Source organism: Bradyrhizobium sp. WSM2254 (genome assembly GCF_000472645.1).
Classification (GTDB): Bacteria; Pseudomonadota; Alphaproteobacteria; order Rhizobiales; family Xanthobacteraceae; genus Bradyrhizobium; species Bradyrhizobium niftali.
In genome coordinates this window covers 238,940-265,426 of the sequence record NZ_AXAB01000013.1, presented here as the reverse complement: position 1 = coordinate 265,426, position 26,487 = coordinate 238,940, and the positions used below count along the sequence as shown (strand labels likewise).

The window sequence follows — 26,487 nt, the reverse complement described above, 5'->3', positions numbered from 1 at the left end:
TGCTGCTCGAGCTCGGCATCAAACACCGCTACACCAGGCCATATCGGCCGCAGACCAATGGCAAAGTCGAACGCTTCTGGCGCACCCTCGATGAGGACGTCATCGAAGGCGCGACCTTCGACCATCTCGACCACTTCGCCAAAGAACTGTTCGAGTACCTCGTCTACTACAACAACCACAGACCCCATCAGGCCTTGGCAGGACAAACTCCCAAGGCCTTCGCCGCTACCAAGGCCACCCCGATCCAATCAGCGAATTATTGAACATCGACAGCAATGACGGGTGGGGCAACACCGGAGCCCCTTCCGGCCGTCGCAGGAACCCTCTAATCTTTCCCCATGTCCGCACCCGAAATCAGGCCCACCCTTGAGGCCGACCTCCCCGCCATCACCGCCATCTACCAGCAGGCCGTCCGCGAGGGCACGGCGACGTTCGAGCTGGAACCGCCCGATCTTGCCGAGATGACGCGGCGCTACCGCGCGCTGGTCGACGGCGGCTATCCCTATTTCGTCGCCATCCTCGACGGGCGCGTCGCCGGCTACGCCTATGCCGGCGCCTACCGGCCGCGGCCGGCCTATCGCTTCACGGTCGAGAACTCGATCTATCTCGATCCCTCCTTCCATCGCCGCGGCGTCGGCTCGTTGCTGCTGGAGCGGCTGATCACCGAGTGCGAGGCCCGCGGCTTCCGCCAGATGATCGCGGTGATCGGCGATTCCGCCAATGCCGGCTCGATCGGCGTGCACACCAAGGGCGGCTTCAGGATGATCGGCACGCATCCCAATGTCGGACTGAAATTCGGCCGCTGGCTGGACACGGTGATGATGCAGCGCGAGCTCGGCGAGGGCGCGAGCACGGTGCCGGGGAAGTAAGGCCACCCGTCATTCCGGGGCGGGCGTAGCGCGAACCCGGAATCCAGAAGTTTTAAGCGAGCGATACGGATCGGGATTCCGGGTTCGCGACTTCGTCGCGCCCCGGAATGACGGCGTTGGGCTAAACCACCGCCAGCTTGCGATCGATCACCAGCAGCACGCGCTCGAGCTCATGGCCGCGGCGCAGGATCAGGCCGGTCGCCGAGATCACGCTGTACATGCCCTGCTTGCGCGCGAGGCGCGGGTCCTTCTCGATGCGGTAGATCGGCACTTCCGAGGCGCGGCGATAGACCGAGAACACCGCACGGTCCTTCAGGAAGTCGATGGCATAGTCACGCCACTCGCCGTCGGCGACCATGCGGCCGTAGAGGTTGAGAATTCGGCGCAGTTCGAGCCGGTTGAAGGTCACCTGGTTCGGCTGCGCATTTGCAGCGACGGGACGCGCCGCCGCGCGCTGCTCACTCGGATCGGCATCCTCCGACGTCAGACTCATGGGGCGCCTCCTCATCGCACGACATGATCGCGCCCGCGAAAACCGTCCCCGGAACCGCGGATCATGACAATCGCATGATTGCGCCAACTGTTCCCCGCCGCAAGGGGCTCTCGAGGGCTCTTTGAAGGGCCCTGGGTGCAACCGGTCGAATCCGGCGCGAATCGGAACACACGCAACGGTGGAACTCTGTCGCGACGAACCGTCACGGGATCGTTAGCAGGAATCATAGTATCGCCGCTTTTCCGCCCAGCGCCTGCCGCCCTGCATTGCGAAAAGACCTATGTGCGTTGACCCGGTCCCTTCGGTTCCGGATTCCTCAGCCCCCAGCCCCCCGGGGTCGAGAGGATCGGGTCTGTACGCGCGACAAGGAGGGCCAACGCGAGTTGGTCCTTTTTTGTTTGTGTCGGGATGTGTCTGCCCCGCTGTCATTCCGGGGCGCGCGAAGTGCAAACGCGGAATCTATCAATCCGAATTTTCGAGTTGAGAAATGGATTCCGGGTTCGCGCCGAAGCGGCGCGCCCCGGAATGACGAGAGACAGATTTTTCCGAGACAATCCGAGGCACACTCTCTCCCCTCATCCTGAGGAGCGACGCTGTTCGCGCGGCGTCTCGAAGGATCGAGGCCCGAGCGGCATCAGCGAGGCCTGCATGGTTCGAGACGCGCGCAAGGGGCGCGCTCCTCACCATGAGGAGATGGAGCCAGACCGCACATCAGGAACAATGCGAAGCGTGCGCTTTAGTGCAGCGACGTGTACGCCGCGCCCAGCATCGGGCCCGGTTTCTCGCGGCTGCCGTCCTGGACATAGACCACCGCGCCGTCGACGCCGTCGCGCGTCAGGTTCTCGATCGGCACCGTCCAGCTTTCCGGACGACCGGTCCAGTCGCCGACCTTGAGCAGGTTGCGCACCACGTTGTGATAGGTGATCTGCTGTCCGCGATTTTCGCCTTTGGCGATCGCGATCGGCACTGACCTCGCGATCGAGCATATCCAGACCTCGCCGTGCGAGATCGCCGGCTCCTTGCTCGCGGCCACCGACACGTTGATCTGCTTGCCCGAGAGCGACATCGTCACCGGCACGCTCATCACGCCCGCGCCTTTGTCGGTCTTGCCGATCGCGCTCTCGATGCCGGCACGGTCGCTGCCGATGACATGCGTCGAGCCATTCACCACGACCTGCGGCGTGTAGACCTCGCGGTCGCCGCGCATGCGCGAATAAGCGCGCTGCCGCGCCGAGAAGCGCGAATCCGCCAGCGTGTCCTTCCAACCGAGATAATCCCAATAATCGATCGGCATGCTCAGCGCGATGATCGACGGGTCTTTGGAGAGATCGCCGATGATCTGGTCGGCGGGCGGGCAGGAGGAGCAGCCCTGCGAGGTGAAGAGCTCAACCACGGCGCGGGGATCAGCCTCGGCGGGTCGGATAACGGCGACGATCGCGCAGATACCGAGTGCTCCCGACCAGAGGGCACCGGACCAACGTGAAATCGGATGAGAAGCCGTCATTGCTGTCATGTCGAACGCCGCACACCATTGCTCGTGGGAAGGGAAATCTTATCGCCTGATGGTCACCGTAGTCTTACGGGGCGCGGCACACTCAACCGTCTCGGCCGGAATTTCCGCCGGGCGGGCCCATCCGAAGCATGCCGCAAACGCACGAAGGCGGCCTTGTGATAGGCCGCCTTCGTTTAACCTTCTACTCACTTCGCAGTGAGCCACCGTTCACAAATCCGCGCTTACGCCGCGAGCTTGCGCAGCACGTAGTGCAGGATGCCGCCGTTCCGGTAGTAGTCGAGCTCGTCCAGCGTATCGATGCGGCAGAGCAGCGAAACGCGCTGCAACGAACCGTCGCCGGAGACGATCTCCGCGGTCAGCTTCTGACGCGGCTTCAGATCGCCGACGAGACCACGCAGCGTGACCTTCTCGTCGCCCTTCAGACCGAGCGACGACCAGGAGGTGCCTTCCTCGAAGGTCAGCGGCAGCACGCCCATGCCGACGAGATTGGAGCGATGGATGCGCTCGAAGCTCTGGCAGATCACCGCGCGCACGCCGAGCAGACGCGTGCCCTTCGCAGCCCAGTCGCGCGAGGAGCCGTTGCCGTATTCGGCGCCGGCGAACACCACCAGCGGCACTTGCTCCTGCTGGTACTTCATCGCAGCGTCGTAGATCGACATCTGCTCGCCGTCGGGCCAGTGCTTGGTGAGGCCGCCTTCCGGGATGTTGCCGTCGGCGCCCTTGAGCATGAAGTTCTTGATGCGGATGTTGGCGAAGGTGCCGCGCATCATCACTTCATGGTTGCCGCGCCGCGTGCCGTACTGGTTGAAGTCGGCGGGACGCACCTGGTGCTCGCTGAGATACTTGCCCGCGGGCGAGGTGAGCTTGATCGAACCGGCCGGCGAGATGTGGTCGGTGGTGATCTTGTCGCCGAACATGGCGAGGATGCGCGCCTCGACGATGTCGGTGACCGGCTCCGGCTCCTTCTTCATGCCTTCGAAGTAGGGCGGGTTCTGCACGTAGGTCGAGCTCATGTTCCAGCGATAGGTCTCGCTCTCGACGGTCTTGATCTTGCGCCAGTTGGTGTCGCCCTTGAACACGTCGGCATACTTCTTCTTGAAGATCGCCGCGGTCACGAACTTCTTCATGAAGGCGTTGATCTCCTTCGTCGTCGGCCAGATGTCCTTGAGGTACACCGGCTTGCCGTCCTTGCCTTCGCCGAGCGGCTCGACGGCGAGGTTCTTGGTGACGCTGCCGGCGAGCGCGTGGGCGACGACCAGCGGCGGCGAAGCCAGATAGTTCGCCTGCACGTCCGGCGAGACGCGGCCTTCGAAGTTGCGGTTGCCGGAGAGCACGGCGGCGGCGACGATGCCGTTGTCGTTGATCGACTTCGATATCTCCTCCGGCAGCGGACCGGAATTGCCGATGCAGGTGGTGCAACCGAAGCCGACCAGGTTGAAGCCGACCTTGTCGAGATCGGCCTGGAGGCCGGAATCGGCGAGATAGGCCGCGACCACCTGGCTGCCCGGGGCAAGCGAGGTCTTCACCCACGGCTTGGCCTTGAGGCCCTTGGCGGCGGCGTTGCGCGCCAGCAGGCCAGCGCCGATCAGAACGCTCGGGTTCGAGGTGTTGGTGCAGGAAGTGATGGCCGCGATCACGACGTCGCCATGGCCGATCTCGTACTTCTTGCCTTCGACGGCAAAGCGCTTCGCCGGCCCTTCGGTCTTCTTGTACTCATTGGTGAGCGCGAGCGAGAAGCCTTCGGCGACCGCGGGCAGCGCGATGCGGCCTTCGGGACGCTTCGGACCGGCCATCGACGGCACGACGTCGGCGAGGTCGAGCGTCAGCGTTTCCGTGAACACCGGATCGGCCGACTTGGCGGTGCGGAACAGCCCCTGCGCCTTGGCATAGGCCTGCACCAGCGCAACGCGCGGTGCGGCGCGGCCGGAGGTCTTGAGGTAGTCGATCGCGGCAGCGTCGACCGGGAAGAAGCCGCAGGTCGCGCCGTATTCCGGCGCCATGTTCGCGATGGTCGCCTTGTCGGCGACGGAGAGATGATCGAGGCCGGGGCCGAAGAACTCGACGAACTTGCCGACGACGCCGAGCTTGCGCAGCATCTGCGTCACGGTCAGCACGAGGTCGGTCGCGGTGACGCCTTCCTTCATCGCGCCTTTCAGCTTGAAGCCGACGACGTTGGGCAGCAGCATCGACAGCGGCTGGCCGAGCATGCAGGCTTCCGCCTCGATGCCGCCGACGCCCCAGCCGAGCACGGCGAGACCGTTGACCATGGTGGTGTGGGAATCGGTGCCGACCAGCGAGTCGGGATAGGCGACCTCGAAGGTGCCGGTCTTCCTGCCGACCGTCATCTTCTCCTTCTTGGTCCAGACCGTCTGCGAGAGATATTCGAGATTGACCTGGTGGCAGATGCCGGTGCCGGGCGGCACGACGGAGAAGTTCGAGAACGCCGCCTGGCCCCACTTCAGGAACTCGTAGCGCTCCTGGTTCTGCTTGTATTCCTCGGTGACGTTCTTGGCGAAGGCCTTGTTGTCGCCGAAGAAGTTCACGATCACGGAATGGTCGATGACGAGATCGACCGGCACCAGCGGGTTGATCTTCTCGGCATCGCCGCCGAGCTTCTGCATCGCGTTGCGCATCGCGGCGAGATCGACCACCGCGGGCACGCCGGTGAAGTCCTGCATCAGCACGCGGGCCGGGCGGAACGCGATCTCGTGCTCCAGCGACTTCTTGCGGAGCCATTTGGACACCGCGACGATGTCCGCCTTCTTGACCGAGCGGCCGTCCTCATTGCGCAGGAGGTTCTCGAGCAGGACCTTCATCGAATAGGGGAGTTTCGAAATTCCCTTCAGACCATTCTTCTCGGCCGTGGGCAGGCTGTAATAGACATAGGTCTTGGCGCCGACCTTGAGGGTCTTTTTGCATTTGAAGCTGTCGAGCGAGGTCATGTAGGAAATCCCAATTGTTAGTTATACCCGGCAAGGGGTATTTTAACACCGTCAGCGAATCCGGCTGGGTCGCTTGCAGGGGCAGGTTGAGTTGCTGCATCAAGTAGTTCCGGGCTTATAGAAGCTTTCTAACCGCGCCGCCACAGCCACAATCGTACCGCAGCAATTCGCGAGCCAAAAATTCCCATGCGCTACCCCAAGTTTTCCTGAGGCCTGGTTTGGACGGATTGATACGAGGCAAGATGCAGCTTTCCGGACGTGGGGTGATCTGTGTCCGGGGTGGCCGCGAGGTGTTTGCCGGGCTCGATTTCGAGGCCGCCTCCGGCGAGGCCGTGGCGGTCGTCGGCCGCAACGGCTCCGGCAAGACGTCCCTGCTGCGGCTGATTGCGGGCCTGCTCATCCCGGCCGGCGGGACAATCGCGCTCGATGGCGGCGATGCCGAGCTGACATTGCCCGAGCAATGCCACTATCTGGGTCATCGCGACGCCCTGAAGCCGGCGCTGAGCGTGGCGGAAAATCTGTCATTCTGGGCTGATTTTCTGGGCGGCGAGCGTCTTGACGCCCACGAGAGCCTCGCCACCGTCGGTCTCGACCACGCCACCCACCTGCCCGCCGCCTTCCTGTCGGCCGGCCAGCGCCGCCGGCTCTCGCTGGCCCGGCTGCTGACGGTGCGCCGCCCGGTCTGGCTGCTGGACGAGCCGACCACGGCGCTGGACGTGGCCGGCCAGGACATGTTCGGCGGCCTGATGCGCGACCATCTCGCCCGCGGCGGCCTGATCATCGCCGCGACCCACATGGCGCTGGGGATCGAATCACGCGAGTTGCGGATCGGGGCGATGGCATGATTCCGATGGACCCTCAGCTTTCTAAGCGGCTGGACTCCGCCCGCTCCGTTCCCTCCCCCCTTGCGGGAGGCCCCCCATGACCGCCCTGTCCGCCCTCATCCGCCGGGATATCAGGATCGCGCTCCGCGTCGGCGGCGGGGCGCTGATCGGCGTGCTGTTCTTCCTGACCGTGGTGGTGCTGATGCCGTTCGCGGTGGGGCCGGACCTGGCGCTGCTGTCTCGGCTGGGGCCGGCCATTCTCTGGCTCGGCGCCCTACTGGCGAGCCTTCTGACGCTGGACCGGCTGTTCATGGCCGACCATGAGGACGGCTCGCTCGACCTGATCACCATGAGTCGGACGCCGCTGGAACTCGCCTGCGCGGCGAAAGCGCTGGCGCATTGGCTGGCGGCGGGCCTGCCGCTGATTGTCGCAACCCCCGTGCTGGGCCTCCTGCTCAACCTCGACATGGTCGCGACCGGCGCGGTGGCGCTGACGCTGCTGGCGGGCACGCCGGCGCTGACCTTTACCGGCATGATCGGCGCCGCGCTGGCGGTGACGCTGCATCGCGGCGGGCTTTTGATGGCGGTTCTGGTGCTGCCGCTGTCGATTCCCGTGCTGATCTTCGGGGTCGCAGCCTCCCAGGCCGTGATCGTCGGTCCGATGTCGTTTGGCGCGCCGTTCTCGATCCTGTGCGCGCTGTCGCTGGTCAGCCTCGTGATCGGCCCCTTCGCGGCGGCGGCGAGCCTGCGGCATGGTCTCGACTGAGATGAGCTCGACTGACCTTGACCCCGATCAACTTTCGCTGCCCACTTTTATGCTGATTGCGTGAGTGCTGACCTGTGATTATCAGGATACCATGACGCTGATCGACTTCGCCAACCCGACACGGTTCCTCGCGCTGACGACGCGGGTGTTGCCGTGGCTTGCGGCCGCGACCGTCATCCTGCTCGCGATCGGCCTCTATCAATCGGCTCTCGCGCCCGACGACTACCAGCAGGGCGCGACCGTGAAGATCATGTTCATCCACGTGCCCAATGCCTGGCTGTCGATGTTCGTGTGGGGCGTGATGAGCATCGCCTCGCTCGGCACGCTGGTGTGGCGGCATCCGCTCGCCGACGTCGCCGCGAAGGCGGCAGCTCCCATCGGCGCGGCCTTCACCTTCCTCGCGCTGCTGACGGGATCGCTGTGGGGCCGGCCGATGTGGGGCACCTATTGGGAATGGGACGCGCGACTGACCTCGGTGCTGATTCTCTTCCTGATGTATCTCGGCCTGATGGCTCTGTGGCGCGCGGTCGAGGATCCCTCGCGCGCGGCGCGCGCTGCCGCCGTGCTGACGCTGGTCGGCGCGATCAACCTGCCCATCATCAAATTCTCCGTCGACTGGTGGAACACGCTGCACCAGCCCGCTTCCGTGATGCGCATGGGGGGCTCCTCGCTCGACAAATCGTTCCTGATTCCTCTGCTGGTGATGGCAATCGCGTTCACGCTGCTGTTCGTCACGCTGCACCTGGCTGCGATGCGCAACGAGATCCTGCGCCGCCGTGTCCGTTCGCTGCAAATGATGCAGGCGAGCCGCATCGCGTTTTCGAGCGAAATGGGCGCCGGTTCGCGTCACGACAACGCGTCGAAAGAAATTGGGGCCGCATGACGATGTCGCTCGGTCCCTATGCCTCCTTCATCGCGACATCCTACGCCGCAGCCGCGCTCGTGGTCGCGATCCTGATCGGCTGGATCGTGCTCGACTATCGCAGCCAGACCCGGCGCCTGCGCGAGCTCGACCGCAGCGGCATCACCCGCCGCTCGGGCCGCGGCGCGATGGATCGGCCATGAGCGATCACACGACCTCCGCGAGCCCGCAGCGCCGGACCTTCCTGATGGTGCTGCCGCTGATCGCCTTCATCGGCCTGGCCGTGCTGTTCTGGTTCCGGCTCGGCAGCGGCGATCCCTCGCGGATTCCCTCCGCGCTGATCGGACGGCCGGCGCCGCAGACCGCACTGCCGCCGCTCGAGGGATTGCAGGCTGACAACGTCCAGGTGCCGGGTCTCGATCCCGCCGCGTTCAAGGGCAAGGTCAGCCTCGTCAACGTCTGGGCCTCCTGGTGCGTGCCGTGCCACGACGAGGCGCCGCTTCTGACCGAGCTCGCCAAGGACAAGCGCTTCCAGCTCGTCGGCATCAATTACAAGGACGCATCCGACAATGCGCGGCGATTCCTCGGCCGCTACGGCAACCCGTTCGGCCGCGTCGGCGTGGATGCCAACGGCCGCGCCTCGATCGAATGGGGTGTCTATGGCGTGCCGGAGACCTTCGTCGTCGGGCGTGAGGGCACCATCGTCTACAAGCTGGTCGGCCCGATCACGCCGGACAATCTGCGCAGCGTGCTGCTGCCGCAGATGGAGAAGGCGTTGAAGTAGTTATCGTCATTCCGGGGCGATGCGCCAGCATCGAACCCGGAATCTCGAGATTCCGGGTTCACGCTTCGCGTGCCCCGGAATGACTCCAATCAACTCACCCCTTCCTCACATCCCCCGCTTCCGCCTCGCTCGTCTCCAGCGAGACCGGCTCGAGGTGGTAGCGCTTGGTCAGCGGCATCTGGGCGATGGCGAAGACCATGGTCAGCGGCGTCACGCCGAACACCTTGAAGTTCACCCAGAAATCCGTGCTCTGGGTGCGCCAGACGATCTCGTTCAGGATGGCCATGCCGGCGAAGAACAGCGCCCAGCGCAGCGTGAGGATGCGCCAGCCCTGCGGGGTCAAATTGAACATCTGGTCGAACATGACGGCGATGAAGGAGCGGCCGAACAACAGCCCACCGCCGAGGATGGCGGCGAACAGGCCGTAGATGATGGTCGGCTTGACCTTGATGAAGGTCTCGTCGTGCAGCACCAGCGTTAGCGTGCCGAACACCAGCACGATCACGCCTGTCACGATCGCCATGATCGGGATATGGCGCGTCACCACATAGGAGGCGATCATCGCCGCGACGATCGCGACCATGAAGGCGCCGGTCGCGGCGAACAGATTGAACTTCGCATTCACGAAGAAGAAGACGAGCAGCGGACCGAGTTCGGTCGCAAGCTTGAACAGCGGATGCGGCTGGGTCTTGTCCATTCTCTCTTCCGTCTCTCCCATCCTTCGAGACGACCGCTCCGCGGTCTCCTCAGGATGAGGACCTCATGTGTGGCACGACCTCATCCTGAGGAGCCGCGCAAGCGGCGTCTCGAAGGATGACGCTATTCGATTCCGGCGATCGCGCGGGCGAAGTCGCGCGCGGTGAAGGGCGCGAGATCGTCGACGCCTTCGCCGACGCCGATGAAATGCACCGGCAGTTTGAATTTCTCCGCGAGCGCCACCAGGATGCCGCCACGCGCAGTGCCGTCGAGCTTGGTCATCACGAGGCCGGTAACGCCGGCGGTGCGATGGAAGGCCTCGACCTGCGACAGCGCGTTCTGGCCGACGGTGGCGTCGAGCACAAGCAGCACCGCATGCGGCGCCGTGTCATCCACCTTGCGGATGACGCGCACGACCTTTTCGAGCTCGTTCATCAGCTCGGCCTTGTTCTGAAGCCGCCCGGCGGTGTCGATCAGGAGCACGTCGATGGCCTGCTCCTTCGCCGCCGTCAGCGCGTTGAAGGCGAGGCTCGCCGAATCCGAGCCTTGCGCCCCCGCAATGACCGGCGTCCTGGTGCGCTCACCCCAGATCTTGAGCTGCTCGATCGCGGCTGCGCGAAACGTGTCGCCGGCGGCCAGCATCACCTTGCGGCCTTCGGACGCGAATTTTTGCGAGAGCTTGCCGATGGTGGTGGTCTTGCCGGAGCCGTTGACGCCGACGACGAGAATGACGAACGGCTTCTTGGCCGCATCGATCGCGAGCGGCTTGGCCACCGGCGCCAGCACCTTCTCGACCTCGGTCGCAACGACGTCCTTGACCTCGTCCGCCGAGATCGCCTTGTCATAACGCCCCGTGCCGACGGCATCCGCAATCCGCACCGCGACCGAGGTGCCGAGATCGGCGCGCAAGAGCACGTCCTCGATGTCGTCGAGCATGGCGCGGTCGAGCTTGCGCTTGGTGACGAGGTCGGCGACCGCGGTCCCGAGCGAGGACGAGGTGCGCTTCAGCCCGTTGGACAGGCGGCGCCACCAGCTCAGCTTGGGGGGTTCGGAGGTGGTATCGTTCATGGTGGCGGTGTGTTAGCCGTTCCGGCCCGTAAACGAAAGTCTCGAACGAAAGCCTTTGCAATTGCTCGATGTTCCCGAATTGACCGCCGATGAAATTCTGGCGCGCGTGCTCCATCGCGACGGGCTGATGCTGGTCATCGACAAGCCGGCCGGCCTGCCGGTGCATCGCGGCCCCAAAGGCGGCGCCAATCTGGAAGCATCCTTCGACGCCCTCCGTTTCGGCCTGCCGCGGCCGCCGGTGCTGGCCCACAGGCTAGACAAGGACACCTCCGGCTGCCTCGTGCTCGGCCGCCATCGGAAAGCCACAGCCTCGCTCGGCCTGCTGTTCAAGCACGGCAAGATCGGCAAGACCTACTGGACCGTGGTCGAGGGCGGGCCTGCCGAGGACGAAGGCACCATCGACATGCCGCTCGGCCGGCTCAATGCCGAGCGCGGCTGGTGGCAGAAGCCCGATCCGGAAGGCCAGAAAGCGATCACCAACTGGAAGGTGATGGGCCGGGGAAACGGCTTGACCTGGCTCGCGATGGAACCGGTGACCGGGCGGACCCATCAATTGCGGGTGCATTCGGCCGCGACCGGCTGGCCGATCTTTGGCGATAACATTTACGGCAACGGCCCCCGCTTCGGCGAGCCGCGCCTGCACCTGCATTCCCGCGAGATCGTGGTGCCGATTTCCCGGAACAAGGAGCCGATCCGCGTGGTCGCGCCGGCCCCGCCGCATATGCACGAGCGGCTCAGGGATTGCGGGTGGAATGGCGAATAACCCGCACAGCCGGTAGACCCTCATGGTGAGGAGGCGCGTCAGCGCCGTCTCGAACCATGAAAGGCCCCGCTGCAGACGGGCCTCCATCCTTCGAGACGCCCGCTTTGCGGGCTCCTCAGGTTGAGGAAGCGGCCCCATGGTTTACGAAACGTTCAGGGCTCGCCTCTAATGATAGCGGTTGCTTAGAACAAGCTTCCGTCAATCCGCTCAGGACGAGCCGCGCGTCATGTCCAAGGCCGAGCTATCGATCATCGACGAGGTCGAATCCGCACTTCGGATTGGCTCGGCGGAAAAGGGCCTGGAGACGGCCCGCCGCGTCACCGACCTGTTCCTGTCCTCCGCCGGCAGTTTCGACGACGAGCAGATCGCGCTGTTCGACGAGGTGCTCGAGCGCCTGATCGGCACTATCGAGCTGCGCGCCATCGCCGACATGGGCGCGCGCGTGGCGCTGGCCGAGATCAGCGCGCAGCTGGCGCCAATCGCACAGGCGCCGCCCTCCGTCATTCGCCGGCTCGCCAACAATGACGAGATCCGCATCGCCGGTCCCGTGCTCCAGGAATCCGCGCGCCTCGACGATGGCGAGCTGGTCAAGATCGCATCATCCAAGGGCGAGCCGCATCTGCTCGCGGTCGCCGGGCGCTGGTGGCTGAAGGAGATCGTCACCGACGCGCTGCTGGCGCGCCGCTATCCCAGCGTCAGCCGGCGGCTTGCCGCCAATCCGGGCGCACGCGTCTCCGGAAACGGATTTGCCGTCATCGTCGGACAGGCGGAGAGCGATCCGGAGCTCGCCGTCAGCGTCGGCGTCCGCGTCGACCTGCCATCGGAGCTGCGCCGCCAGTTGCTGCGCTCGGCGACCGATGTGGTTCGCACGCGCCTCTTGTCACGCGCGCCGCCGCATCTGTTCGAGGAAATCCAGAGCGCGATCGCGGTCGTCACGGTCGGCGTCGAGCGCGAGATGTCTGGTGTCCGCGATTTCGAAGGTGCCAAGCGCGCCATCGCCAATCTCAAGGCCACCGGCCAGCTCAACGAAGCGACGCTGTTCGGCTTTGCCAGGCAGCGGCGCTATGAAGAAACCGTCGCGGCGCTGGCGGCGTTGTCGCAATCCACCGTCGAAGTGATTCGCCCGCTGATGCAGAGCCTGCGCGATGACGGCCTGCTGGTGCCGTGCAAGGCGGCGCAGCTCAGCTGGGAAACCACCGCCGCCGTGCTCGAAAGCCGTTTTGCCACCGGCGCGATGAAGCCGGCGGATCTCGCAAGAGCACAGGGCCATTTCGCCCGCATGACGCCGGAAAATGCGCGGCGGACACTGCGGTTCTGGCAGGTGCGGGCGTCGTAGCGGAGCGCGTTTGGGGCACCCCGCATCCACACTCCCAGTGTCGTCCCGGCCTAGTGCGCAATTGCGCACGGGGGGCCGGGACCCATAACCACAGGGAGAAATTTGGCGAGGGCTGTTAGTTACCCTGCTTCGTTGGGACAAGCACCGCGCATAATCGATAGATCACGCGGTATGGGTCCCGGCCTTCGCCGGGACGACGTTGGGGATGCAGTTGTGTGATGACCGCAGATTATGTGGTGAGCCGCTCGCCATCACTGCCACTGATCCGCAGCGGCACGACACTCCCCACGCGCGCGCCCGCAATCGCGACCGGCAGATAGTGCTCCGTGCGGCCCTGCCCCTCGCTCTCGATCAGCACATCGCGCGTTGCGCCAATTTCGGCTTGCAGCCGCTGACGCAATGCTGCCTCGCCGGCCGCACGCAGCCGCCGCGCACGTTCCTTGATCTCAGGCCCCGCAACCTGCGGCATCCGCGCGGCGGGCGTGCCGGGGCGCGGGGAATAGGGGAAGACGTGCAGGAACGTCAGGCCGCATTCCCTGACCAGATCGAGCGAGCGCGAAAACATCGCCTCGGTCTCGGTCGGAAAGCCCGCGATGATGTCGGCGCCGAAGGCGATGTCCGGACGCAGGCGGCGCACCTGGTCGCAGAAGGCGATCGCATCGCCCCGCAAATGCCGCCGCTTCATGCGCTTCAAGATCATGTCGTCGCCAGACTGTAGCGACAGATGCAGATGCGGCATCAGGCGTGAATCGACGGCGATGGCATCGAGCAGATCGTCATCCGCCTCGATCGAATCGATCGAGGAGATGCGCAGGCGCTTCAACTCAGGCACATGGCGCAGGATCTGCTTGGTCAGCATGCCAAGCTTCGGCGCGCCCGGCAGGTCGGCGCCATAGCTGGTGAGATCGACACCGGTCAGCACGATCTCGGCGTGACCACGTTCCACCAGCGCCCGCACCTGCTCGACCACCGCGCCCATCGGCACCGAGCGCGAATTGCCGCGGCCGTAGGGGATGATGCAGAACGTGCAGCGGTGGTCGCAGCCGTTCTGCACCTGCACGAACACGCGCGGCAGGCCGCTCGCGAAGCCGTCGAGGAGATGCGGCGCCATCTCCTTCACGGCCATGATGTCGCTGACGGCGATCTTCTCGCCGGCACCGATGTCGAAGGCAGCGCGCGTATCGCGCCAGGCATCGCTGCGCATCTTGTCGTCATTGCCGACGACGCGGTCGACCTCCGCCATATCGGCGAACATCCGGCTTTGCGTCTGCGCGGCGCAGCCGGTGACGACGATACGCGCCTCCGGCCGCTCGCGCTTCAGCTTGCGGATCGACTGCCGCGCCTGCGCCACCGCCTCGTTGGTGACGGCGCAGCTGTTGATGACGATGGTGTCGGAAAGACCCGCGCCTTCGGCTTTGCTGCGGATCACCTCGGCCTCGAAGGCGTTGAGGCGGCAGCCGAAGGTGACGATCTCGACGGACATCAGCCGACCGGCGCGAACAGCGCCGGATCGAAATTGCCCTCATATTCGAAGGTCGCGGTGCCCGTCATCAGCACGTGATCGTCGCGCTCGCGCCATTCGATGCCGAGCTTGCCGCCGGGCAGCGTGATCTCGACATTGCGCTCGGCGCGCTTCAGCCGCGCCGCGGCGACGGCCGTCGCACAGGCCGCCGAGCCGCAGGCCCTGGTGAGGCCTGCCCCACGCTCCCAGGTACGGATCGTGATGTGGTCGCGATCGACGATATGGGCGAGCGTGATGTTGGCGCGCTCGGGGAAGATCGGATGGTTTTCCAGCAGCGGACCAAAACGCTCGAGGTCATAGCCGTTGACGTCGTCGACCCAGAACACCGCGTGCGGATTGCCCATGCTCACCACCGAGGGCGAATGCAGGATCGGATTGTCGATCGGCCCGATCTGCAATTCGATGTAGCGGGTGTCGCGAAACTCCTCCGCCAGCGGAATGTCCTGCCAGCCGAACTTGGGCACGCCCATGTCGACGGTGTAGAGATCCGGCGCCGGACCCTGCCAGGCATTGAGCAGGCCGGCCGCGGTCTCGAACGTCGCCGTGGCCTGCCCGGTCTTCTCGAAGATGCGCCGCACCACGCAGCGCATGCCGTTGCCGCAGGCGCCGGCTTCGGAGCCGTCATTGTTGTAGATGCGGATGAAGGCCTCGGTGCCGTCGAGCCGCGGCTTCTGAAGCACCATGAGCTGGTCGTAGGGCACGCCGCCGTGCGCGGATGCCACCGCGCGGGCGTCGTCCGGCGTCACCGCCGAGGCGGAATCGCGCATGTCGACAACGACGATCTCGTTGCCGATGCCGTTCATCTTGGCAAATGCGTGGTTGGCCAGCGCGCTCATGAAATTTCCTGAATTTCGCCTGCCTTATATGGCGATCCTTGGCCGCTTGGCCAGTGATTTGCCGCCGGGCGCCGGGACGTCCGCCATGACGCATCTGTCATGGGACGAATTCGGCGCTCGCGTGTTAGAACGGCGCGGCTTGCGCGAACCGGGATGCGCGGCGGGATTGAGGCCTTGGTGGGTAAGGTCTTGATGAATTTAGGGCCTTGCTGAACCAAGGGCTTGATGAGTTAAGGCCTGGGGAGAAAAAAATGATTGGCTTTCGTCGTCTCGCTCTGGCCGCGCTGATCCCGGCAGCGGCCTTGTCATTTGGCCTGTGCGGCGCTCTGGCACAGACGCCGAGCCCGGCGCCGGCCGCCTCGGCAAGTCCTTCCCCGATCAGTCCCTCGCCGTCGGCGTCGCCCGCCCCGGCCGCGAGCGCCTCGCCCGCCCCGGCCGCATCGCCGTCGCCGGCGGCCAGCGCCTCACCCTCGCCGGGCCCGGCGGCACCGCCGCCCGCCGCAGCCGCCACCCCCGCCCCGGTCCAGACCGCCGATCCCTTTGGCCTCGAGACCACGCTCGAGTCCAGGAAGGTCGTGATGGTCAAGGGCACTGCCAATTGGGACTCGGCCTTCGACACGCTGGTCGACGCCTTCAAGGCGCTGAACACGCTCCTGGACAAGCAGGGCATCAAACACGCCGGCAATTCGATGATCGTCTACACCTCGACCGACGACACCGGCTTCACCTTCCTCGCCGAAATTCCGGTCGAGCAGGATCCCAAGAACCTGCCCAAGGACATGAGCGTCGGCAAATCGCCGGAGGGCAAGGCGCTGAAATTCGTCCATCGCGGCTCCTACGACAACATGGACAACACCTATGAGGCGATCACCAATCACCTCGACGACAAGAGACTGGAAGCCAAGGACACCTTTATCGAGGAGTACCTCACCGATCCCCTGAAGACGGCGGAGGACAAGCTCGTGATCAATGTTTTCGTGCCACTGAAGTGAGACCGATGAAGAAGCCTGCCCTACTCGCCGCCGTTTTCGCTGCCACGCTGCTGGCAACGCCCGTGTTCGCCGACGACTTTCCCTCCGCGATCTCGGTGAGCGGCGAAGCCACTGTTTCCGTGGCGCCCGATCTTGCGCAGATCGACGCGGGTGTCGCCAATGATGCCAAGACGGCGAAGGAAGCCTCCGACGCCAACAACGCCGCGATGGGCAAGGTGCTGCTGGCACTGAAGGGCGCCGGGATCGCTGAGAAGGATTACCAGACCTCGCGGCTGTCGCTGCAGCCGCAATACGGCCAGAACAAATCCACCGGCGCCTCGCCCGTGGTCGGCTTCCGCGCCTCCAATCGCGTCACCGTCAAGATTCGCGACGTGACGAAAGTGGCCGGCATCATCGACACGCTGGTCGGCGCCGGCGCCAACGACATCGGCAACATCTCGTTCGAGGTGACGCAGGCGTCAAAACTGCTCGACGAGGCCCGCGAGCAGGCGGTGGCGGATGCCCGCCGCAAGGCCGAGATCTACGCCAAGGCAACCGGCGTCACGCTGGGCGCGCCGCTCAGCGTCTCCGAAGGCGGTGCGCCGATGCCGTTGTTCAAGGCGCGAATGGCAACAGCCCCGATGGCCGCACCCGCCGCGGTCGCACCCGGCGAGGAGACGCTGTCGGTGACGGTGAATGTGAGCTGGGCGATCAAGCAGGGGCAGTAGCAAGCTTCGTAAGAGGCACACTGCTCGCCACACTAACGGTGTCGTCCCGGCGAAGGCCGGGACCCATAGCCCCAGGGAGTAGTTTGGCGAAGACTCGGGGTTACGAGCTTCGCGCCACAACTACTCCCTGTGGTTATGGGTCCCGGATCTGCGCGCGCTTGAGGCGCGCTTGTCCGGGACGACGAGCTGTATGTGCGGATGACAGTGGAGATAAATCGCGCGGGCGCGTCAGATCTCCACCACCTGCCCCGGCTTCATCGCGACGAACCGCTCCTGCGGAATCTTCGCAGTATCCAGCGCTTCCACCAGCGCCTTGGCCGGCGCGTCGATCGCTTCATCCGTGAGCTGGAACGTGCCGTGGTGATGCCCGAGCGCGTCCTGCGCGCCGCAATCGAGCAGCGCCTTCACTGCGTCTTCCGGATTCATGTGCTGGTCGCGCATGAACCAGCGCGGCTCGTAGGCGCCGATCGGGAGGATCGCCAGGCGCAGCGGCCCGTGCTTGTCGGCGACGCGGCGGAAATGTCTGCCATCACCATAGCCGGAATCGCAGACGACGTAGATTTTCCCGGCCGGCGTCTCCAATACAAAACTTGCCCACAGCGCCTTGTTTCGATCGAACACCCCGCGCGCCGTCCAGTGCCGGGTCGGAACCAGGTGCACGGCGATGCCGCCGCCGAGCTCGACGCGGTCATGCCAGTCGAACGCCTCGGCCTTGATCGACGCGTCGGTGCTGCGCATCGTCACGTCGTTGCCGAGCGGCGTGACCACCCGCGGAGCAAAATTCTTGGCGAGCCGCGACAGCGTCGCGATGTCCAAGTGATCGTAATGGCCGTGCGAGACCAGCACGACGTCGACCTTCGGCAGCTTCTCGAAGGCGATGCCGGGATCGTTGTGCCGCTTCGGCCCGGCCCAGGCGACTGGCGAGACCCGCGAGGACCAGACGGGATCGACTAGGATGTTGAGGCCGCCGGCCTGGATCAGCCAGCTGGCGTGCCCGACGAAGGAGAGCCGCACCTTTCCGCCGTCGACGCGCTCCGGCGGGGTGTCGGCATGGGGGCTCGGCGCCCACTCCGGCCAGGTCGCCCGCTGCCGCTTGCCGCTGAACTGCCAGCGCAGCACCTCGCGAAGCGATTTCGGCGGCGCGCCGTCGGGATCGAAGAAGTGCAGGCCGTTGAAATGGTCGGAGGCGGGACCGTCATAGGTCTTCATGCGGGACATCCAGAGGGAGGGGACGCCGACCAGCGCACCGGCTCCGGCAAGCAGTCCGAAAATGCGGCGGCGGGTGACCGGCACGGGCGGACTTCTAGGGATGGTGCGGACGGTGAGGCATCACCGCCTATATGGGCGGGGGGCAGAGGAAAAGGAACCCACCGCCGGAAAGGACGTGTTTTCAAAGCCTTGCCTTCCCAAACAGGCCCCGCCCCCCTAACTTTCCTTGACTTTTGGGCGGGAGCGGCGTTTAACCCCGCCACTTTCTCGGAAAGGCTTTCTTTTCGACCCGCCGACTGGCCCTGGAGGCCAGAGGTCAACGCCCGACAGCGCTGTGCGCCCTCGGGCGCAAAGGTGTTTGGAACTACGTCTTGGGGCAATGCGCCAAGGCACATTGAGGGTCATCCCCCGCGAAGGCGGGGGATCCAGTATTCCAGAGGCGGCTCGGCTAGAACCGAGAGGCCGCGGCGTACTGGATGCCCCGGTCAAGCCGAGGCATGACAGTGGTGAATGCGGCAACCCTGCGCGAGCAGGACAAGGGACAACGGCATTGTTCGACAATCTGTCGGAACGGCTTGGTGGCATTCTCGATCGTCTGACGGGGCGCGGTGCGCTGACCGAAAAGGACGTCGACGCCGCGATGCGCGAGGTGCGCCGCGCGCTGCTGGAGGCCGACGTCGCGCTAGAGGTGGTACGCAGCTTCACCGAGCGCGTCCGCGAGCAGGCGATCGGCGCCACCGTCGTCAAGTCGGTCACCCCCGGCCAGATGGTGGTCAAGATCGTCCATGACGAGCTGATCAACACGCTCGGCGCCGAAAGCCAGACCATCGACGTCAATTCCGTGCCGCCTGTGCCGATCATGATGGTCGGCCTGCAAGGCTCCGGTAAAACCACCACCACCGCGAAGCTCGCCCGCCGCCTAGTCCAGCGCGACAAGCGCAAGGTGCTGATGGCTTCACTCGACGTCTATCGCCCGGCGGCGATGGAGCAGCTGGCCGTGCTTGGCCGCGACCTCGACATTCCGACCTTGCCGATCGTGGCGGGCCAGCAGCCGCCGCAGATTGCGAAGCGCGCACTCGAAGCCGGCAAGCTCGGCGGCTACGACATCGTACTGCTCGACACCGCCGGCCGTACCACGCTCGACGAAGAGATGATGGCGGAAGCGGCTGCGATCAAAGCCGCCGCCAATCCGCATGAAGTGCTGCTGGTCGCCGACAGCCTCACCGGCCAGGACGCGGTCAACCTTGCCCGCGCGTTCGATCAGCGCGTCGGCCTCACCGGCATCGTGCTGACCCGTGTGGACGGCGACGGCCGCGGCGGCGCGGCGCTGTCGATGCGCGCCGTCACCGGCAAGCCGATCAAGCTGATCGGCACCGGCGAAAAGACCGACGCGCTGGAAGATTTCCATCCCGATCGTATCGCCGGCCGCATCCTCGGCATGGGCGACGTGGTGTCGCTGGTCGAACGTGCCGCCGCCAACATCGACGCCGAAAAGGCCGCGCGCACCGCCGAGCGCATGCGCAAGGGTCAGTTCGACCTCAACGACATGCGCGAGCAGCTGTTGCAGATGGCGAACATGGGCGGCATCAGCGGGCTGATGGGCATGATGCCCGGCATCGCCAAGATGAAGAACCAGATCGCGGCCGCCGGCATCGACGACAAGATCCTGAAGCGCCAGGTCGCGGTGATCGATTCCATGACGCGCGACGAGCGCCGTCATCCCGACCTGCTCAAGGCCAGCCGCAAGAAGCGCATCGCCGCGGGAAGCGGCCAGAGCGTCGAGCAGGTCAACAAGCTGCTCAAGATGCACCGGAACATGGCCGACGTGATGAAGGCCATGGGCTCGGGCAAGCGCGGCCCGCTCGCCGGCATCGCCCAGGCCATGGGCTTTGGCGGCGGCATGAAGATGCCCTCGCCCGAAGAGATGAAGGCAATGCAGGAGAAGATGCAGAGCGGCGGCGGGCAGGGTCTGCCCAGCCTGCCGAAGGATCTGCCGCCCGGTCTTCGCTCTGGCCTACCGAATTTGCCGGGGCTTACGGGCCTCAGCGGCAAGCCGACCCTTCCGGGGCTCGGCGGTTTTCCCGGCAAGAAGAAATGAGGAATTCGTCGCGGGGGACCGCACCGGTCCCGCGCAACGCGGAATACCAATCAACCGAACAAACTGTACTTTGAAGGAGAACTGAATGTCCGTCGTTATCCGCCTCGCCCGCGCAGGCACCAAGAAGCGTCCCGTCTATCACGTCGTCGTCGCCGACTCGCGCTTTCCGCGCGATGGCCGCTTCATCGAACGTCTCGGCTATTTCAACCCGCTGCTGCCGAAGGACAACGAGGCGCGCCTCAAGCTCGACATGGAGAAGGTGAAGGCCTGGGTCGCCAAGGGCGCGCAGCCGTCCGATCGCGTTGCACGCTTCCTCGACGCCGCCGGCGTCCAGAAGCGCGAAGCCCGCAACAACCCGCAGAAGGCCGTGCCGCGCAAGGAGCGCAAGGCGCAGGCCGAAGCCGCCGCGAAGGGTTAAGGCCAGACCATGTCGGCGCTGGTCTGCGTCGCGCGGATCGGCGCCGCGCATGGTGTGCGCGGTGCGGTCAAATTATGGACCTTCACCGAAGATCCTTTTGCCGTGAAGCGCTACGGTCCGCTGCTGTCCAAGGACGGCAAGCGCCAGTTCGAGGTCGCAACGGCGCGCGAGGCCAGGGATCATCTGGTCGCGACGTTCAAGGGCGTCATGACCCGCGATGAGGCCGAGCGCCTCAACGGCATCGAGCTCTACGTCGCGCGCGAAAAGCTGCCCGCGACGGATGAGGACGAATATTACCACACCGATCTGATCGGACTCGCCGCCGTCACCACGGACGGCGATGCGCTCGGCCGCGTGCTCGCGATCCATAATTTCGGCGCCGGCGACATCATCGAGATAGCGCCACTGAAAGGCACGTCGATGCTGCTGCCGTTCTCGAATGCGGTGGTGCCCGAGGTCGACATCGCCGGCGGCCGCGTCGTGATCGCGCTGCCGGAGGAAATCGCGGGTGAGGATCGCGACGCTCCCTCCGCGAGTCGTCCCGGCGAAGGCCGGGACCCATAACCACAAACCGTGGTTTTTGGCTAAGCTGGTAGCTCCAGCCATCGCAAAACTGAGCGCGGTGGCTATGGGTCCCGGCCTTCGCCGGGACGACGGATTTCTTAGGGCGCAATGACCAACCCCTCACCCTGGCGCGCGACGGTGCTGACGCTGTTTCCGGAGATGTTTCCGGGACCGCTCGGCGTGAGTCTGGCCGGCCGCGCGCTGGCCTCCGGGCTCTGGCAGTTGGAAGCGCGGGACATCCGGGCCTCCGCCACCGACCGGCATCGCAGCGTCGACGACACCCCCGCCGGCGGCGGCCCGGGCATGGTGCTGCGGGCGGATGTTCTGGCGGCCGCCATCGACGCGGCGGAGATCGGCCAGGATTCTTCAAAAGAGCGGCCCCGCCTTCTGATGAGCCCGCGGGGTCGGCCATTGACCCAGGCCCGCGTCGTGGAGCTTGCCCAGGGCCCCGGCCCGCTGATCGTCTGTGGGCGGTTCGAGGGGATCGACCAGCGGGTGATCGACGGGCGGGGCCTGGAGGAGGTCTCGATCGGCGATTACGTGCTGTCCGGGGGCGAAATCGCGGCCCTGGCGCTGATTGACGCCTGCGTCCGGCTGCTACCGGGCGTGATGGGCAAGGAGGCCTCGGGAACCGAGGAAAGCTTCTCCGACGGCCTGCTCGAATACCCCCAATATACCCGTCCGCAGCTCTTCGAGGGGGTCCCGATCCCCGAGATCCTGACCTCCGGGGACCACGCCAAGGTCGCCAGTTGGCGGCGGGCGCAATCGGAGGCCCTGACGGCGGCGCAGCGACCCGATTTATGGGCTAAAATCCCACCCAAAACCCCGAATCGGCCCGGACGCCAAAAAACGCCAAAAAACAAGACAGACGGGTGACAAACGCTCCGGCTTGCCTTATAGGAGCGGCCACATCCGCAATGGCTGGATAAACGAATTTCGCGCAGCCCCCGTTTCGCAAGGCTGGGCGCGCCGATGGAGATTTACCCATGAACCTGATCCAACAGCTCGAAAAAGAGCAATTCGACAAGCTGTCCGCCACCAAGGACATTCCGGAATTCGGTCCCGGCGACACCGTGATCGTCAACGTGAAAGTCGTCGAAGGCGACCGTACGCGCGTGCAGGCCTATGAGGGCGTTTGCATCGGCCGTTCCGGCGCTGGCCTGAACGAGAGCTTCACCGTGCGCAAGATTTCGTACGGCGAGGGCGTCGAGCGCGTGTTCCCGGTGATGTCGCCGATGATCGACTCGATCAAGGTGGTGCGCCGCGGCAAGGTGCGTCGCGCCAAGCTGTATTACCTCCGCAACCTTCGCGGCAAGTCGGCTCGCATCGTCGAGAAGACTGAGCACGCCAAGGCCGTCAACGAGTAGGCTTTCGCTTACAGTCGAGTTTCGAGGAGCGCGGGGCCGAAACGCCCCGCGCTTTTTTGTTTTGCCCCACCGTCATTGCGAGCGCAGCGAAGCAATCCAGACTGTCTCCGCGGATGCATTTCTGGATTGCTTCGCGGAGCCTGTCATCGGGCCGCGCTTCGCGCGGACCCGTTGGCTCGCAATGACGAATTTGAAGCACTCGCGCTTTTACCGCTGCATGCTATATAGCTTCTAGAATGTTTCCAGATCTGACCAGCCTCGCCCCCGTCAAGCGCATCGTCATCGACGATCGCTCGCGGCTGCCTGGCCGGTTCTTCGGACGCTTCGCGACCTCGGCAACGTCAGAGCTTACGCGCGCAGCCTAAAAGCTGCGCTGACGATTTTGTTGCCCCGCGCGCCACCCGCGCTCTTCGCTGACACACATTTCCGGAGCTCAAGCTCATGTCCAAGCCGACCACACTGTACGACAAGATCTGGAACGACCACCTGGTGCACGAAGCCGACGACGGCACCTGCCTGCTCTACATCGATCGCCATCTGGTGCACGAGGTGACCTCGCCGCAGGCGTTCGAAGGCCTGCGCGCGACCGGGCGCAAGGTTCATGCGCCGGAAAAGACGCTCGCGGTCGTCGACCACAACGTGCCGACCACCGACCGCTCCAAGCCGAATCCGGATCCGGAGAGCATCGAGCAGATCAAGGCGCTGGCCGAGAACGCCAAGGAATTCGGCATCGAATATTACAACGAGTTCGACAAGCGCCAGGGCATCGTCCACGTCATCGGCCCCGAGCAGGGCTTTACCCTGCCCGGCACCACCATCGTCTGCGGTGACAGCCACACCTCGACGCATGGCGCGTTCGGCGCGCTCGCACACGGCATCGGCACCTCCGAGGTCGAGCACGTGCTGGCGACGCAGACGCTGATCCAGAAGAAGGCCAAGAACATGCGCGTCACCGTCGATGGCAAATTGCCTGACGGCGTGACCGGCAAGGACATCATCCTAGCCATCATCGGCGAGATCGGCACCGCGGGCGGCACCGGCTACGTGCTGGAATACGCCGGCGACGCGATCCGCGCGCTCAGCATGGAAGGCCGCATGACGGTCTGCAACATGTCGATCGAAGGCGGCGCCCGCGCCGGCCTCGTCGCGCCCGACCAGAAGGCCTACGACTTCCTGCGTGACCGCCCCAAGGCGCCGAAGGGCACGGCCTGGGACGCGGCGATGCGCTACTGGGAGAAACTGCGCTCCGACGAAGGCGCGCATTTCGACCACGAGCTGCGCCTCGACGCTGCAAAGCTGCCGCCGATCGTGACCTGGGGCACGAGCCCGGAAGACGTCATCTCGGTGACCGGCATCGTGCCCGATCCCGACAAGATCGCGGACGAGGCCAAGCGTCTCTCCAAGCACCGCGCCTTGAAGTACATGGGCCTGACCGCGGGGACGAAGATCACCGACATCAAGCTCGATCGCGTCTTCATCGGCTCCTGCACCAACGGCCGCATCGAAGACTTGCGCGCCGCCGCCAAGATCGCGGAAGGCAAGCAGGTCTCCGCCAGCGTCAACGCCATGGTGGTGCCGGGCTCGGGCATCGTGAAGGAGCAGGCCGAGGCTGAGGGACTGGACAAGATCTTCATCAAGGCCGGCTTCGAGTGGCGCGAGCCGGGCTGCTCGATGTGCCTTGCCATGAACCCGGACAAGCTCAAGCCGGAAGAGCGCTGCGCCTCGACCTCGAACCGCAATTTCGAGGGCCGCCAGGGCTTCAAGGGCCGCACGCATCTGGTGTCGCCGGCGATGGCGGCCGCCGCGGCGATCGCCGGTCACTTCGTCGACGTCAGGGAGTGGCGCTAAGCTGCTCCCCGCAATTTGAGCTAACGCGGCAAGCGGCTGTTAAGCGGCAGCGCCGACATTGTGTCCTCGCGACGGCTTCGCGAGGACACGCCTCATGGCCAACAAGCCTGAATATGTCGATCTGATCAGCGAGGCGACGCGCCAGCACCGGCGGCGCGCGACACCGCTGCGCATCGTCGCCAAGCCCGAGGTCGAGGAGACCTCAAAGCTCAGCCGCTGGCCGCCGGCGATGTTCAGGCAGTGGAAGATCGAGAACCTGATGCGGTGGAAAGCTTCGTCGTGGAAGCTGAAGGATTGGCTGTGAATCAGACAGCGCCACTATCCGCAGTCATTCCGGGGCGCCCATAGGGCGAACCCGGAATCTCGAGATTCCCAGGTGCGCAAGTGCGCACCATAGTTCGATGCTTCGCATCGCCCCGGAATGACGGCGCTAACTCACATCACCAATAGCGATACGGATAGTGCCAACGATGCCAGCGGCAGATGCGGCGCGGGCCGTAATAGGTCCAGATGATCCGGCAGCGGCGCGGATAGTGATAGTAGGGATAGTAGCCGCCGTAATAATAGCGCCGGTGGAAGTGGCGATAGCCGTAATGCGGGCGATAGATTCCGTAGCGATGAAATCCGCCTCCGCCGTAGTGGCGAACTCCTCCGTAGCGAATGCCGCCGCCGTGGAAGGCCGGCGCGGCGCGGAAGCCGCCGCCATGGAAGCCGCCGAAATGTCCGCCGCCACCACGGAAGCCGCCGCCGCCGTGAAAATGTCCGCCACCGCCATGTCCCCCGCCGCCGTGGCGAACCTGCGTGACGAGATCGTCGCTTGCGGCCTTCGTCGCCGGCAACGCCGTCGGATTGATTGGAGTCATCGCCTCGGCGCGGCGCGCAGTCCCGACCGACAGCATCAGCGTGGCAACGGCCGCAAGCCCGAGCAAGCGGATCGGGCTTGTCCCAACACCCAAAATCCTCAGCATGGAATTCTCCCTCAACCCGGACAGCGGCATTGCGGCGCAGCGTCTCGCGCCACCGCTGTTCATTCGGCTGTTCACTTGCGGTTGCTCCCAAGATTAAATTAGGGACAGCGACGTGAATGCCTCATGAATGAATGAGGTTTCCGGCAACGCGCTCCGGCGCAGTGCCGCGATGGGAGGAATTCTTGCGATGACTGTCTACGCGATCGCGCAATTGAAGATGACGGACCGCGCGGCGTATGACCGCTACCAGGTGCGATTCTTCGATGTGTTCAAGAAATTCAACGGACGACTGCTAGCGGCCGACGAACATCCGCGCGTGCTCGAAGGCGCGTGGCCGCATGACAAACTTGTCATGATGTCGTTTCCCGACGAAGCCGCGTTCCTCGCCTTCTGCAACTCGCCCGACTATGTCGAGATCTCGCAAGACCGAAAGGCAGGCGCACAAGCGACAGTGCTGCTGGTCAAAGGATTTGCGCCCGCCGGCTAGAGCAGCAACTCACCAGAACGGTCCATAGCCGAATACGAAAGGCGCGGGCACACCGTAGGGATAGGGACGGTAGTAGACGGGCCGCGCGTAGTAGCGCGGATCATGGGGCGCAGAGTACCGCACAATGTCTTGGTGTCGCGCGTGTCGTCGCGCATCAAAAACCGCGATCCCCGCCGAGGCATCTGGCTTCGCCGTCCTCTGCATCGCGGAAGCGCGAGGCATACCGGCGGCGAGCCCAACGAGAACGGCCAATGCAATCCATCGCGTCATGACGACCTCCGCCCCGAGCATGCGGGCTTCACAAGTTCGTCTGCAAGTTAAAACAGGTCAGGAATCCGGGCCTGTTCCTGACTATCGACCGTCCCGTCACCAACGGCGGTGACGACGGTGCCAATGGTGTTACGACACAAGGATTAGGGCCGAGCTCTGGAGCCTTGAGCCTGAATAGGCTATGGATGAACGTGCCCGGACGCGAATGCAGAGAGCACGCAGCAAGTTCCTAAAGTCTCGGCGCAACATTTCAGGCGCCACCAAAACCGGCCGTCAGCGACGAAC

At 65.0% G+C, this 26,487-nt stretch carries 27 protein-coding genes and 2 pseudogenes; 20 read left to right on the top strand and 9 right to left on the bottom strand.

What is annotated here, in order from left to right; translation table 11 throughout:
• From A3M7_RS51220 to A3M7_RS0110850, 3 genes and pseudogenes are all read left to right on the top strand, one after another.
• Nucleotides 1-93, top strand: a pseudogene (locus A3M7_RS51220) (integrase core domain-containing protein); the annotation flags it as partial.
• Nucleotides 75-263, top strand: a pseudogene (locus A3M7_RS43955) (IS3 family transposase); the annotation flags it as partial. The pseudogenes A3M7_RS51220 and A3M7_RS43955, both read left to right, overlap by 19 nt.
• Before the next feature lie 75 nt (nt 264-338).
• Nucleotides 339-869 (top strand): GNAT family N-acetyltransferase, encoded by a 531-nt coding sequence (locus A3M7_RS0110850; RefSeq protein ID WP_027543951.1) that lies wholly within the window; start codon nt 339-341, stop codon nt 867-869.
• A 121-nt stretch (nt 870-990) separates the two neighbouring features.
• Here the strand turns inward: A3M7_RS0110850 and A3M7_RS0110845 are convergent, their stop codons facing one another.
• The 3 genes from A3M7_RS0110845 to acnA all read right to left on the bottom strand — a co-directional run bounded on the left by A3M7_RS0110845 (nt 991) and on the right by acnA (nt 5,817).
• Nucleotides 991-1,362 carry a DUF2794 domain-containing protein gene (locus A3M7_RS0110845; RefSeq protein WP_025575995.1) on the bottom strand — a complete coding sequence of 124 codons (372 nt, stop codon included), beginning with the start codon at nt 1,360-1,362 and terminating at the stop codon, nt 991-993.
• 736 nt (nt 1,363-2,098) lie between these two features.
• Entirely contained in the window at nt 2,099-2,875 is a 777-nt protein-coding gene (locus tag A3M7_RS0110840) for a thioredoxin family protein (protein WP_027543950.1), read from the bottom strand.
• A gap of 221 nt (nt 2,876-3,096) precedes the next feature.
• A complete protein-coding gene (gene acnA / locus A3M7_RS0110835; protein WP_027543949.1) occupies nt 3,097-5,817 on the bottom strand; it encodes an aconitate hydratase AcnA in 2,721 nt (906 codons plus the stop codon).
• 242 nt (nt 5,818-6,059) lie between these two features.
• On the opposite strand from acnA, the gene ccmA reads away from it, so the two are divergent.
• From ccmA to A3M7_RS0110810, 5 genes are all read left to right on the top strand, one after another.
• Nucleotides 6,060-6,662 carry a heme ABC exporter ATP-binding protein CcmA gene (ccmA, locus tag A3M7_RS0110830; RefSeq protein WP_027543948.1) on the top strand — a complete coding sequence of 201 codons (603 nt, stop codon included), beginning with the start codon at nt 6,060-6,062 and terminating at the stop codon, nt 6,660-6,662.
• 76 nt (nt 6,663-6,738) lie between these two features.
• The gene (gene ccmB / locus A3M7_RS0110825) at nt 6,739-7,407 is read left to right on the top strand and encodes a heme exporter protein CcmB (RefSeq protein ID WP_011083299.1); all 669 of its coding nucleotides are present in this window, start codon (nt 6,739-6,741) and stop codon (nt 7,405-7,407) included.
• A 91-nt stretch (nt 7,408-7,498) separates the two neighbouring features.
• Nucleotides 7,499-8,290, top strand: coding sequence for a heme ABC transporter permease (locus tag A3M7_RS0110820; RefSeq protein ID WP_027543947.1), 792 nt, complete (start codon nt 7,499-7,501; stop codon nt 8,288-8,290).
• Nucleotides 8,287-8,472 carry a heme exporter protein CcmD gene (gene ccmD / locus A3M7_RS0110815; protein ID WP_027543946.1) on the top strand — a complete coding sequence of 62 codons (186 nt, stop codon included), beginning with the start codon at nt 8,287-8,289 and terminating at the stop codon, nt 8,470-8,472. Before A3M7_RS0110820 ends, ccmD begins: the two co-directional genes overlap by 4 nt.
• Nucleotides 8,469-9,053: a DsbE family thiol:disulfide interchange protein gene (locus A3M7_RS0110810; protein ID WP_027543945.1), complete on the top strand. Its 585-nt coding sequence runs from the start codon at nt 8,469-8,471 to the stop codon at nt 9,051-9,053. The genes ccmD and A3M7_RS0110810 overlap by 4 nt, the downstream gene beginning before the upstream one ends.
• Nucleotides 9,054-9,147: 94 nt before the next feature.
• Here the strand turns inward: A3M7_RS0110810 and A3M7_RS0110805 are convergent, their stop codons facing one another.
• Nucleotides 9,148-9,750, bottom strand: coding sequence for a septation protein A (locus A3M7_RS0110805; RefSeq protein ID WP_027543944.1), 603 nt, complete (start codon nt 9,748-9,750; stop codon nt 9,148-9,150).
• A gap of 122 nt (nt 9,751-9,872) precedes the next feature.
• A complete protein-coding gene (ftsY, locus tag A3M7_RS0110800; RefSeq protein WP_027543943.1) occupies nt 9,873-10,817 on the bottom strand; it encodes a signal recognition particle-docking protein FtsY in 945 nt (314 codons plus the stop codon).
• Nucleotides 10,818-10,878: 61 nt separating this feature from the next.
• Between ftsY and A3M7_RS0110795 the strand changes: the two genes are divergently transcribed.
• A complete protein-coding gene (locus A3M7_RS0110795; RefSeq protein WP_027543942.1) occupies nt 10,879-11,580 on the top strand; it encodes an RluA family pseudouridine synthase in 702 nt (233 codons plus the stop codon).
• Nucleotides 11,581-11,806: 226 nt separating this feature from the next.
• The gene (locus A3M7_RS0110790) at nt 11,807-12,916 is read left to right on the top strand and encodes a DUF2336 domain-containing protein (RefSeq protein ID WP_027543941.1); all 1,110 of its coding nucleotides are present in this window, start codon (nt 11,807-11,809) and stop codon (nt 12,914-12,916) included.
• 229 nt (nt 12,917-13,145) lie between these two features.
• Here A3M7_RS0110790 and mtaB read toward each other — a convergent pair whose 3' ends face one another.
• Complete coding sequence (mtaB, locus tag A3M7_RS0110785; RefSeq protein WP_027543940.1) at nt 13,146-14,399, bottom strand: tRNA (N(6)-L-threonylcarbamoyladenosine(37)-C(2))-methylthiotransferase MtaB; 1,254 nt, start codon at nt 14,397-14,399, stop codon at nt 13,146-13,148.
• Nucleotides 14,399-15,274 (bottom strand): diaminopimelate epimerase, encoded by an 876-nt coding sequence (dapF, locus tag A3M7_RS0110780; protein WP_027543939.1) that lies wholly within the window; start codon nt 15,272-15,274, stop codon nt 14,399-14,401. The genes mtaB and dapF overlap by 1 nt, the downstream gene beginning before the upstream one ends.
• Before the next feature lie 251 nt (nt 15,275-15,525).
• On the opposite strand from dapF, the gene A3M7_RS0110775 reads away from it, so the two are divergent.
• Nucleotides 15,526-16,266: a GyrI-like domain-containing protein gene (locus tag A3M7_RS0110775; protein WP_027543938.1), complete on the top strand. Its 741-nt coding sequence runs from the start codon at nt 15,526-15,528 to the stop codon at nt 16,264-16,266.
• Between the two features lie 5 nt (nt 16,267-16,271).
• Entirely contained in the window at nt 16,272-16,973 is a 702-nt protein-coding gene (locus A3M7_RS0110770) for an SIMPL domain-containing protein (protein ID WP_027543937.1), read from the top strand.
• A gap of 228 nt (nt 16,974-17,201) precedes the next feature.
• Here A3M7_RS0110770 and A3M7_RS0110765 read toward each other — a convergent pair whose 3' ends face one another.
• Nucleotides 17,202-18,266: an MBL fold metallo-hydrolase gene (locus A3M7_RS0110765; protein ID WP_027543936.1), complete on the bottom strand. Its 1,065-nt coding sequence runs from the start codon at nt 18,264-18,266 to the stop codon at nt 17,202-17,204.
• 466 nt (nt 18,267-18,732) lie between these two features.
• Here A3M7_RS0110765 and ffh point away from each other — a divergent pair, with 466 nt between their 5' ends.
• The 7 genes from ffh to A3M7_RS0110725 all read left to right on the top strand — a co-directional run bounded on the left by ffh (nt 18,733) and on the right by A3M7_RS0110725 (nt 24,781).
• The gene (gene ffh, locus A3M7_RS0110760; RefSeq protein ID WP_027543935.1) at nt 18,733-20,280 is read left to right on the top strand and encodes a signal recognition particle protein; all 1,548 of its coding nucleotides are present in this window, start codon (nt 18,733-18,735) and stop codon (nt 20,278-20,280) included.
• Between the two features lie 85 nt (nt 20,281-20,365).
• Nucleotides 20,366-20,698 (top strand): 30S ribosomal protein S16, encoded by a 333-nt coding sequence (rpsP, locus tag A3M7_RS0110755; RefSeq protein ID WP_027543934.1) that lies wholly within the window; start codon nt 20,366-20,368, stop codon nt 20,696-20,698.
• Between the two features lie 9 nt (nt 20,699-20,707).
• The gene (gene rimM / locus A3M7_RS0110750; RefSeq protein WP_027543933.1) at nt 20,708-21,262 is read left to right on the top strand and encodes a ribosome maturation factor RimM; all 555 of its coding nucleotides are present in this window, start codon (nt 20,708-20,710) and stop codon (nt 21,260-21,262) included.
• 108 nt (nt 21,263-21,370) lie between these two features.
• A complete protein-coding gene (gene trmD / locus A3M7_RS0110745; RefSeq protein WP_027543932.1) occupies nt 21,371-22,138 on the top strand; it encodes a tRNA (guanosine(37)-N1)-methyltransferase TrmD in 768 nt (255 codons plus the stop codon).
• 110 nt (nt 22,139-22,248) lie between these two features.
• Nucleotides 22,249-22,629, top strand: coding sequence for a 50S ribosomal protein L19 (gene rplS, locus A3M7_RS0110740; RefSeq protein WP_027543931.1), 381 nt, complete (start codon nt 22,249-22,251; stop codon nt 22,627-22,629).
• A gap of 441 nt (nt 22,630-23,070) precedes the next feature.
• Nucleotides 23,071-24,477 carry a 3-isopropylmalate dehydratase large subunit gene (gene leuC, locus A3M7_RS0110730; RefSeq protein WP_027543930.1) on the top strand — a complete coding sequence of 469 codons (1,407 nt, stop codon included), beginning with the start codon at nt 23,071-23,073 and terminating at the stop codon, nt 24,475-24,477.
• Nucleotides 24,478-24,571: 94 nt separating this feature from the next.
• A complete protein-coding gene (locus A3M7_RS0110725; RefSeq protein WP_027543929.1) occupies nt 24,572-24,781 on the top strand; it encodes a hypothetical protein in 210 nt (69 codons plus the stop codon).
• Nucleotides 24,782-24,917: 136 nt separating this feature from the next.
• Here A3M7_RS0110725 and A3M7_RS0110720 read toward each other — a convergent pair whose 3' ends face one another.
• Nucleotides 24,918-25,445 carry a hypothetical protein gene (locus tag A3M7_RS0110720; RefSeq protein ID WP_027543928.1) on the bottom strand — a complete coding sequence of 176 codons (528 nt, stop codon included), beginning with the start codon at nt 25,443-25,445 and terminating at the stop codon, nt 24,918-24,920.
• A gap of 187 nt (nt 25,446-25,632) precedes the next feature.
• Here A3M7_RS0110720 and A3M7_RS0110715 point away from each other — a divergent pair, with 187 nt between their 5' ends.
• Nucleotides 25,633-25,932: a DUF1330 domain-containing protein gene (locus A3M7_RS0110715; RefSeq protein WP_027543927.1), complete on the top strand. Its 300-nt coding sequence runs from the start codon at nt 25,633-25,635 to the stop codon at nt 25,930-25,932.
• Nucleotides 25,933-26,487 lie beyond the last annotated feature (555 nt).

Excerpts from the sequence above, each read along its gene's own strand:
- A3M7_RS0110715 (WP_027543927.1), top strand. The coding sequence starts at position 25,633 with ATGACTGTCTACGCGATCGCGCAATTGAAGATGACGGACCGCGCGGCG.
- dapF (WP_027543939.1), bottom strand. The coding sequence starts at position 15,274 with ATGAGCGCGCTGGCCAACCACGCATTTGCCAAGATGAACGGCATCGGC.
- ccmB (WP_011083299.1), top strand. The coding sequence starts at position 6,739 with ATGACCGCCCTGTCCGCCCTCATCCGCCGGGATATCAGGATCGCGCTC.
- A3M7_RS0110770 (WP_027543937.1), top strand. The coding sequence starts at position 16,272 with ATGAAGAAGCCTGCCCTACTCGCCGCCGTTTTCGCTGCCACGCTGCTG.
- A3M7_RS0110790 (WP_027543941.1), top strand. The coding sequence starts at position 11,807 with ATGTCCAAGGCCGAGCTATCGATCATCGACGAGGTCGAATCCGCACTT.
- A3M7_RS0110810 (WP_027543945.1), top strand. The coding sequence starts at position 8,469 with ATGAGCGATCACACGACCTCCGCGAGCCCGCAGCGCCGGACCTTCCTG.
- ccmD (WP_027543946.1), top strand. The coding sequence starts at position 8,287 with ATGACGATGTCGCTCGGTCCCTATGCCTCCTTCATCGCGACATCCTAC.
- leuC (WP_027543930.1), top strand. The coding sequence starts at position 23,071 with ATGTCCAAGCCGACCACACTGTACGACAAGATCTGGAACGACCACCTG.
- A3M7_RS0110820 (WP_027543947.1), top strand. The coding sequence starts at position 7,499 with ATGACGCTGATCGACTTCGCCAACCCGACACGGTTCCTCGCGCTGACG.
- A3M7_RS0110850 (WP_027543951.1), top strand. The coding sequence starts at position 339 with ATGTCCGCACCCGAAATCAGGCCCACCCTTGAGGCCGACCTCCCCGCC.
- trmD (WP_027543932.1), top strand. The coding sequence starts at position 21,371 with ATGACCAACCCCTCACCCTGGCGCGCGACGGTGCTGACGCTGTTTCCG.
- A3M7_RS0110845 (WP_025575995.1), bottom strand. The coding sequence starts at position 1,362 with ATGAGTCTGACGTCGGAGGATGCCGATCCGAGTGAGCAGCGCGCGGCG.
- A3M7_RS0110720 (WP_027543928.1), bottom strand. The coding sequence starts at position 25,445 with ATGCTGAGGATTTTGGGTGTTGGGACAAGCCCGATCCGCTTGCTCGGG.
- rimM (WP_027543933.1), top strand. The coding sequence starts at position 20,708 with ATGTCGGCGCTGGTCTGCGTCGCGCGGATCGGCGCCGCGCATGGTGTG.
- A3M7_RS0110725 (WP_027543929.1), top strand. The coding sequence starts at position 24,572 with ATGGCCAACAAGCCTGAATATGTCGATCTGATCAGCGAGGCGACGCGC.
- acnA (WP_027543949.1), bottom strand. The coding sequence starts at position 5,817 with ATGACCTCGCTCGACAGCTTCAAATGCAAAAAGACCCTCAAGGTCGGC.
- ccmA (WP_027543948.1), top strand. The coding sequence starts at position 6,060 with ATGCAGCTTTCCGGACGTGGGGTGATCTGTGTCCGGGGTGGCCGCGAG.
- A3M7_RS0110775 (WP_027543938.1), top strand. The coding sequence starts at position 15,526 with ATGATTGGCTTTCGTCGTCTCGCTCTGGCCGCGCTGATCCCGGCAGCG.
- A3M7_RS0110805 (WP_027543944.1), bottom strand. The coding sequence starts at position 9,750 with ATGGACAAGACCCAGCCGCATCCGCTGTTCAAGCTTGCGACCGAACTC.
- rpsP (WP_027543934.1), top strand. The coding sequence starts at position 20,366 with ATGTCCGTCGTTATCCGCCTCGCCCGCGCAGGCACCAAGAAGCGTCCC.
- ftsY (WP_027543943.1), bottom strand. The coding sequence starts at position 10,817 with ATGAACGATACCACCTCCGAACCCCCCAAGCTGAGCTGGTGGCGCCGC.
- mtaB (WP_027543940.1), bottom strand. The coding sequence starts at position 14,399 with ATGTCCGTCGAGATCGTCACCTTCGGCTGCCGCCTCAACGCCTTCGAG.
- rplS (WP_027543931.1), top strand. The coding sequence starts at position 22,249 with ATGAACCTGATCCAACAGCTCGAAAAAGAGCAATTCGACAAGCTGTCC.
- A3M7_RS0110840 (WP_027543950.1), bottom strand. The coding sequence starts at position 2,875 with ATGACAGCAATGACGGCTTCTCATCCGATTTCACGTTGGTCCGGTGCC.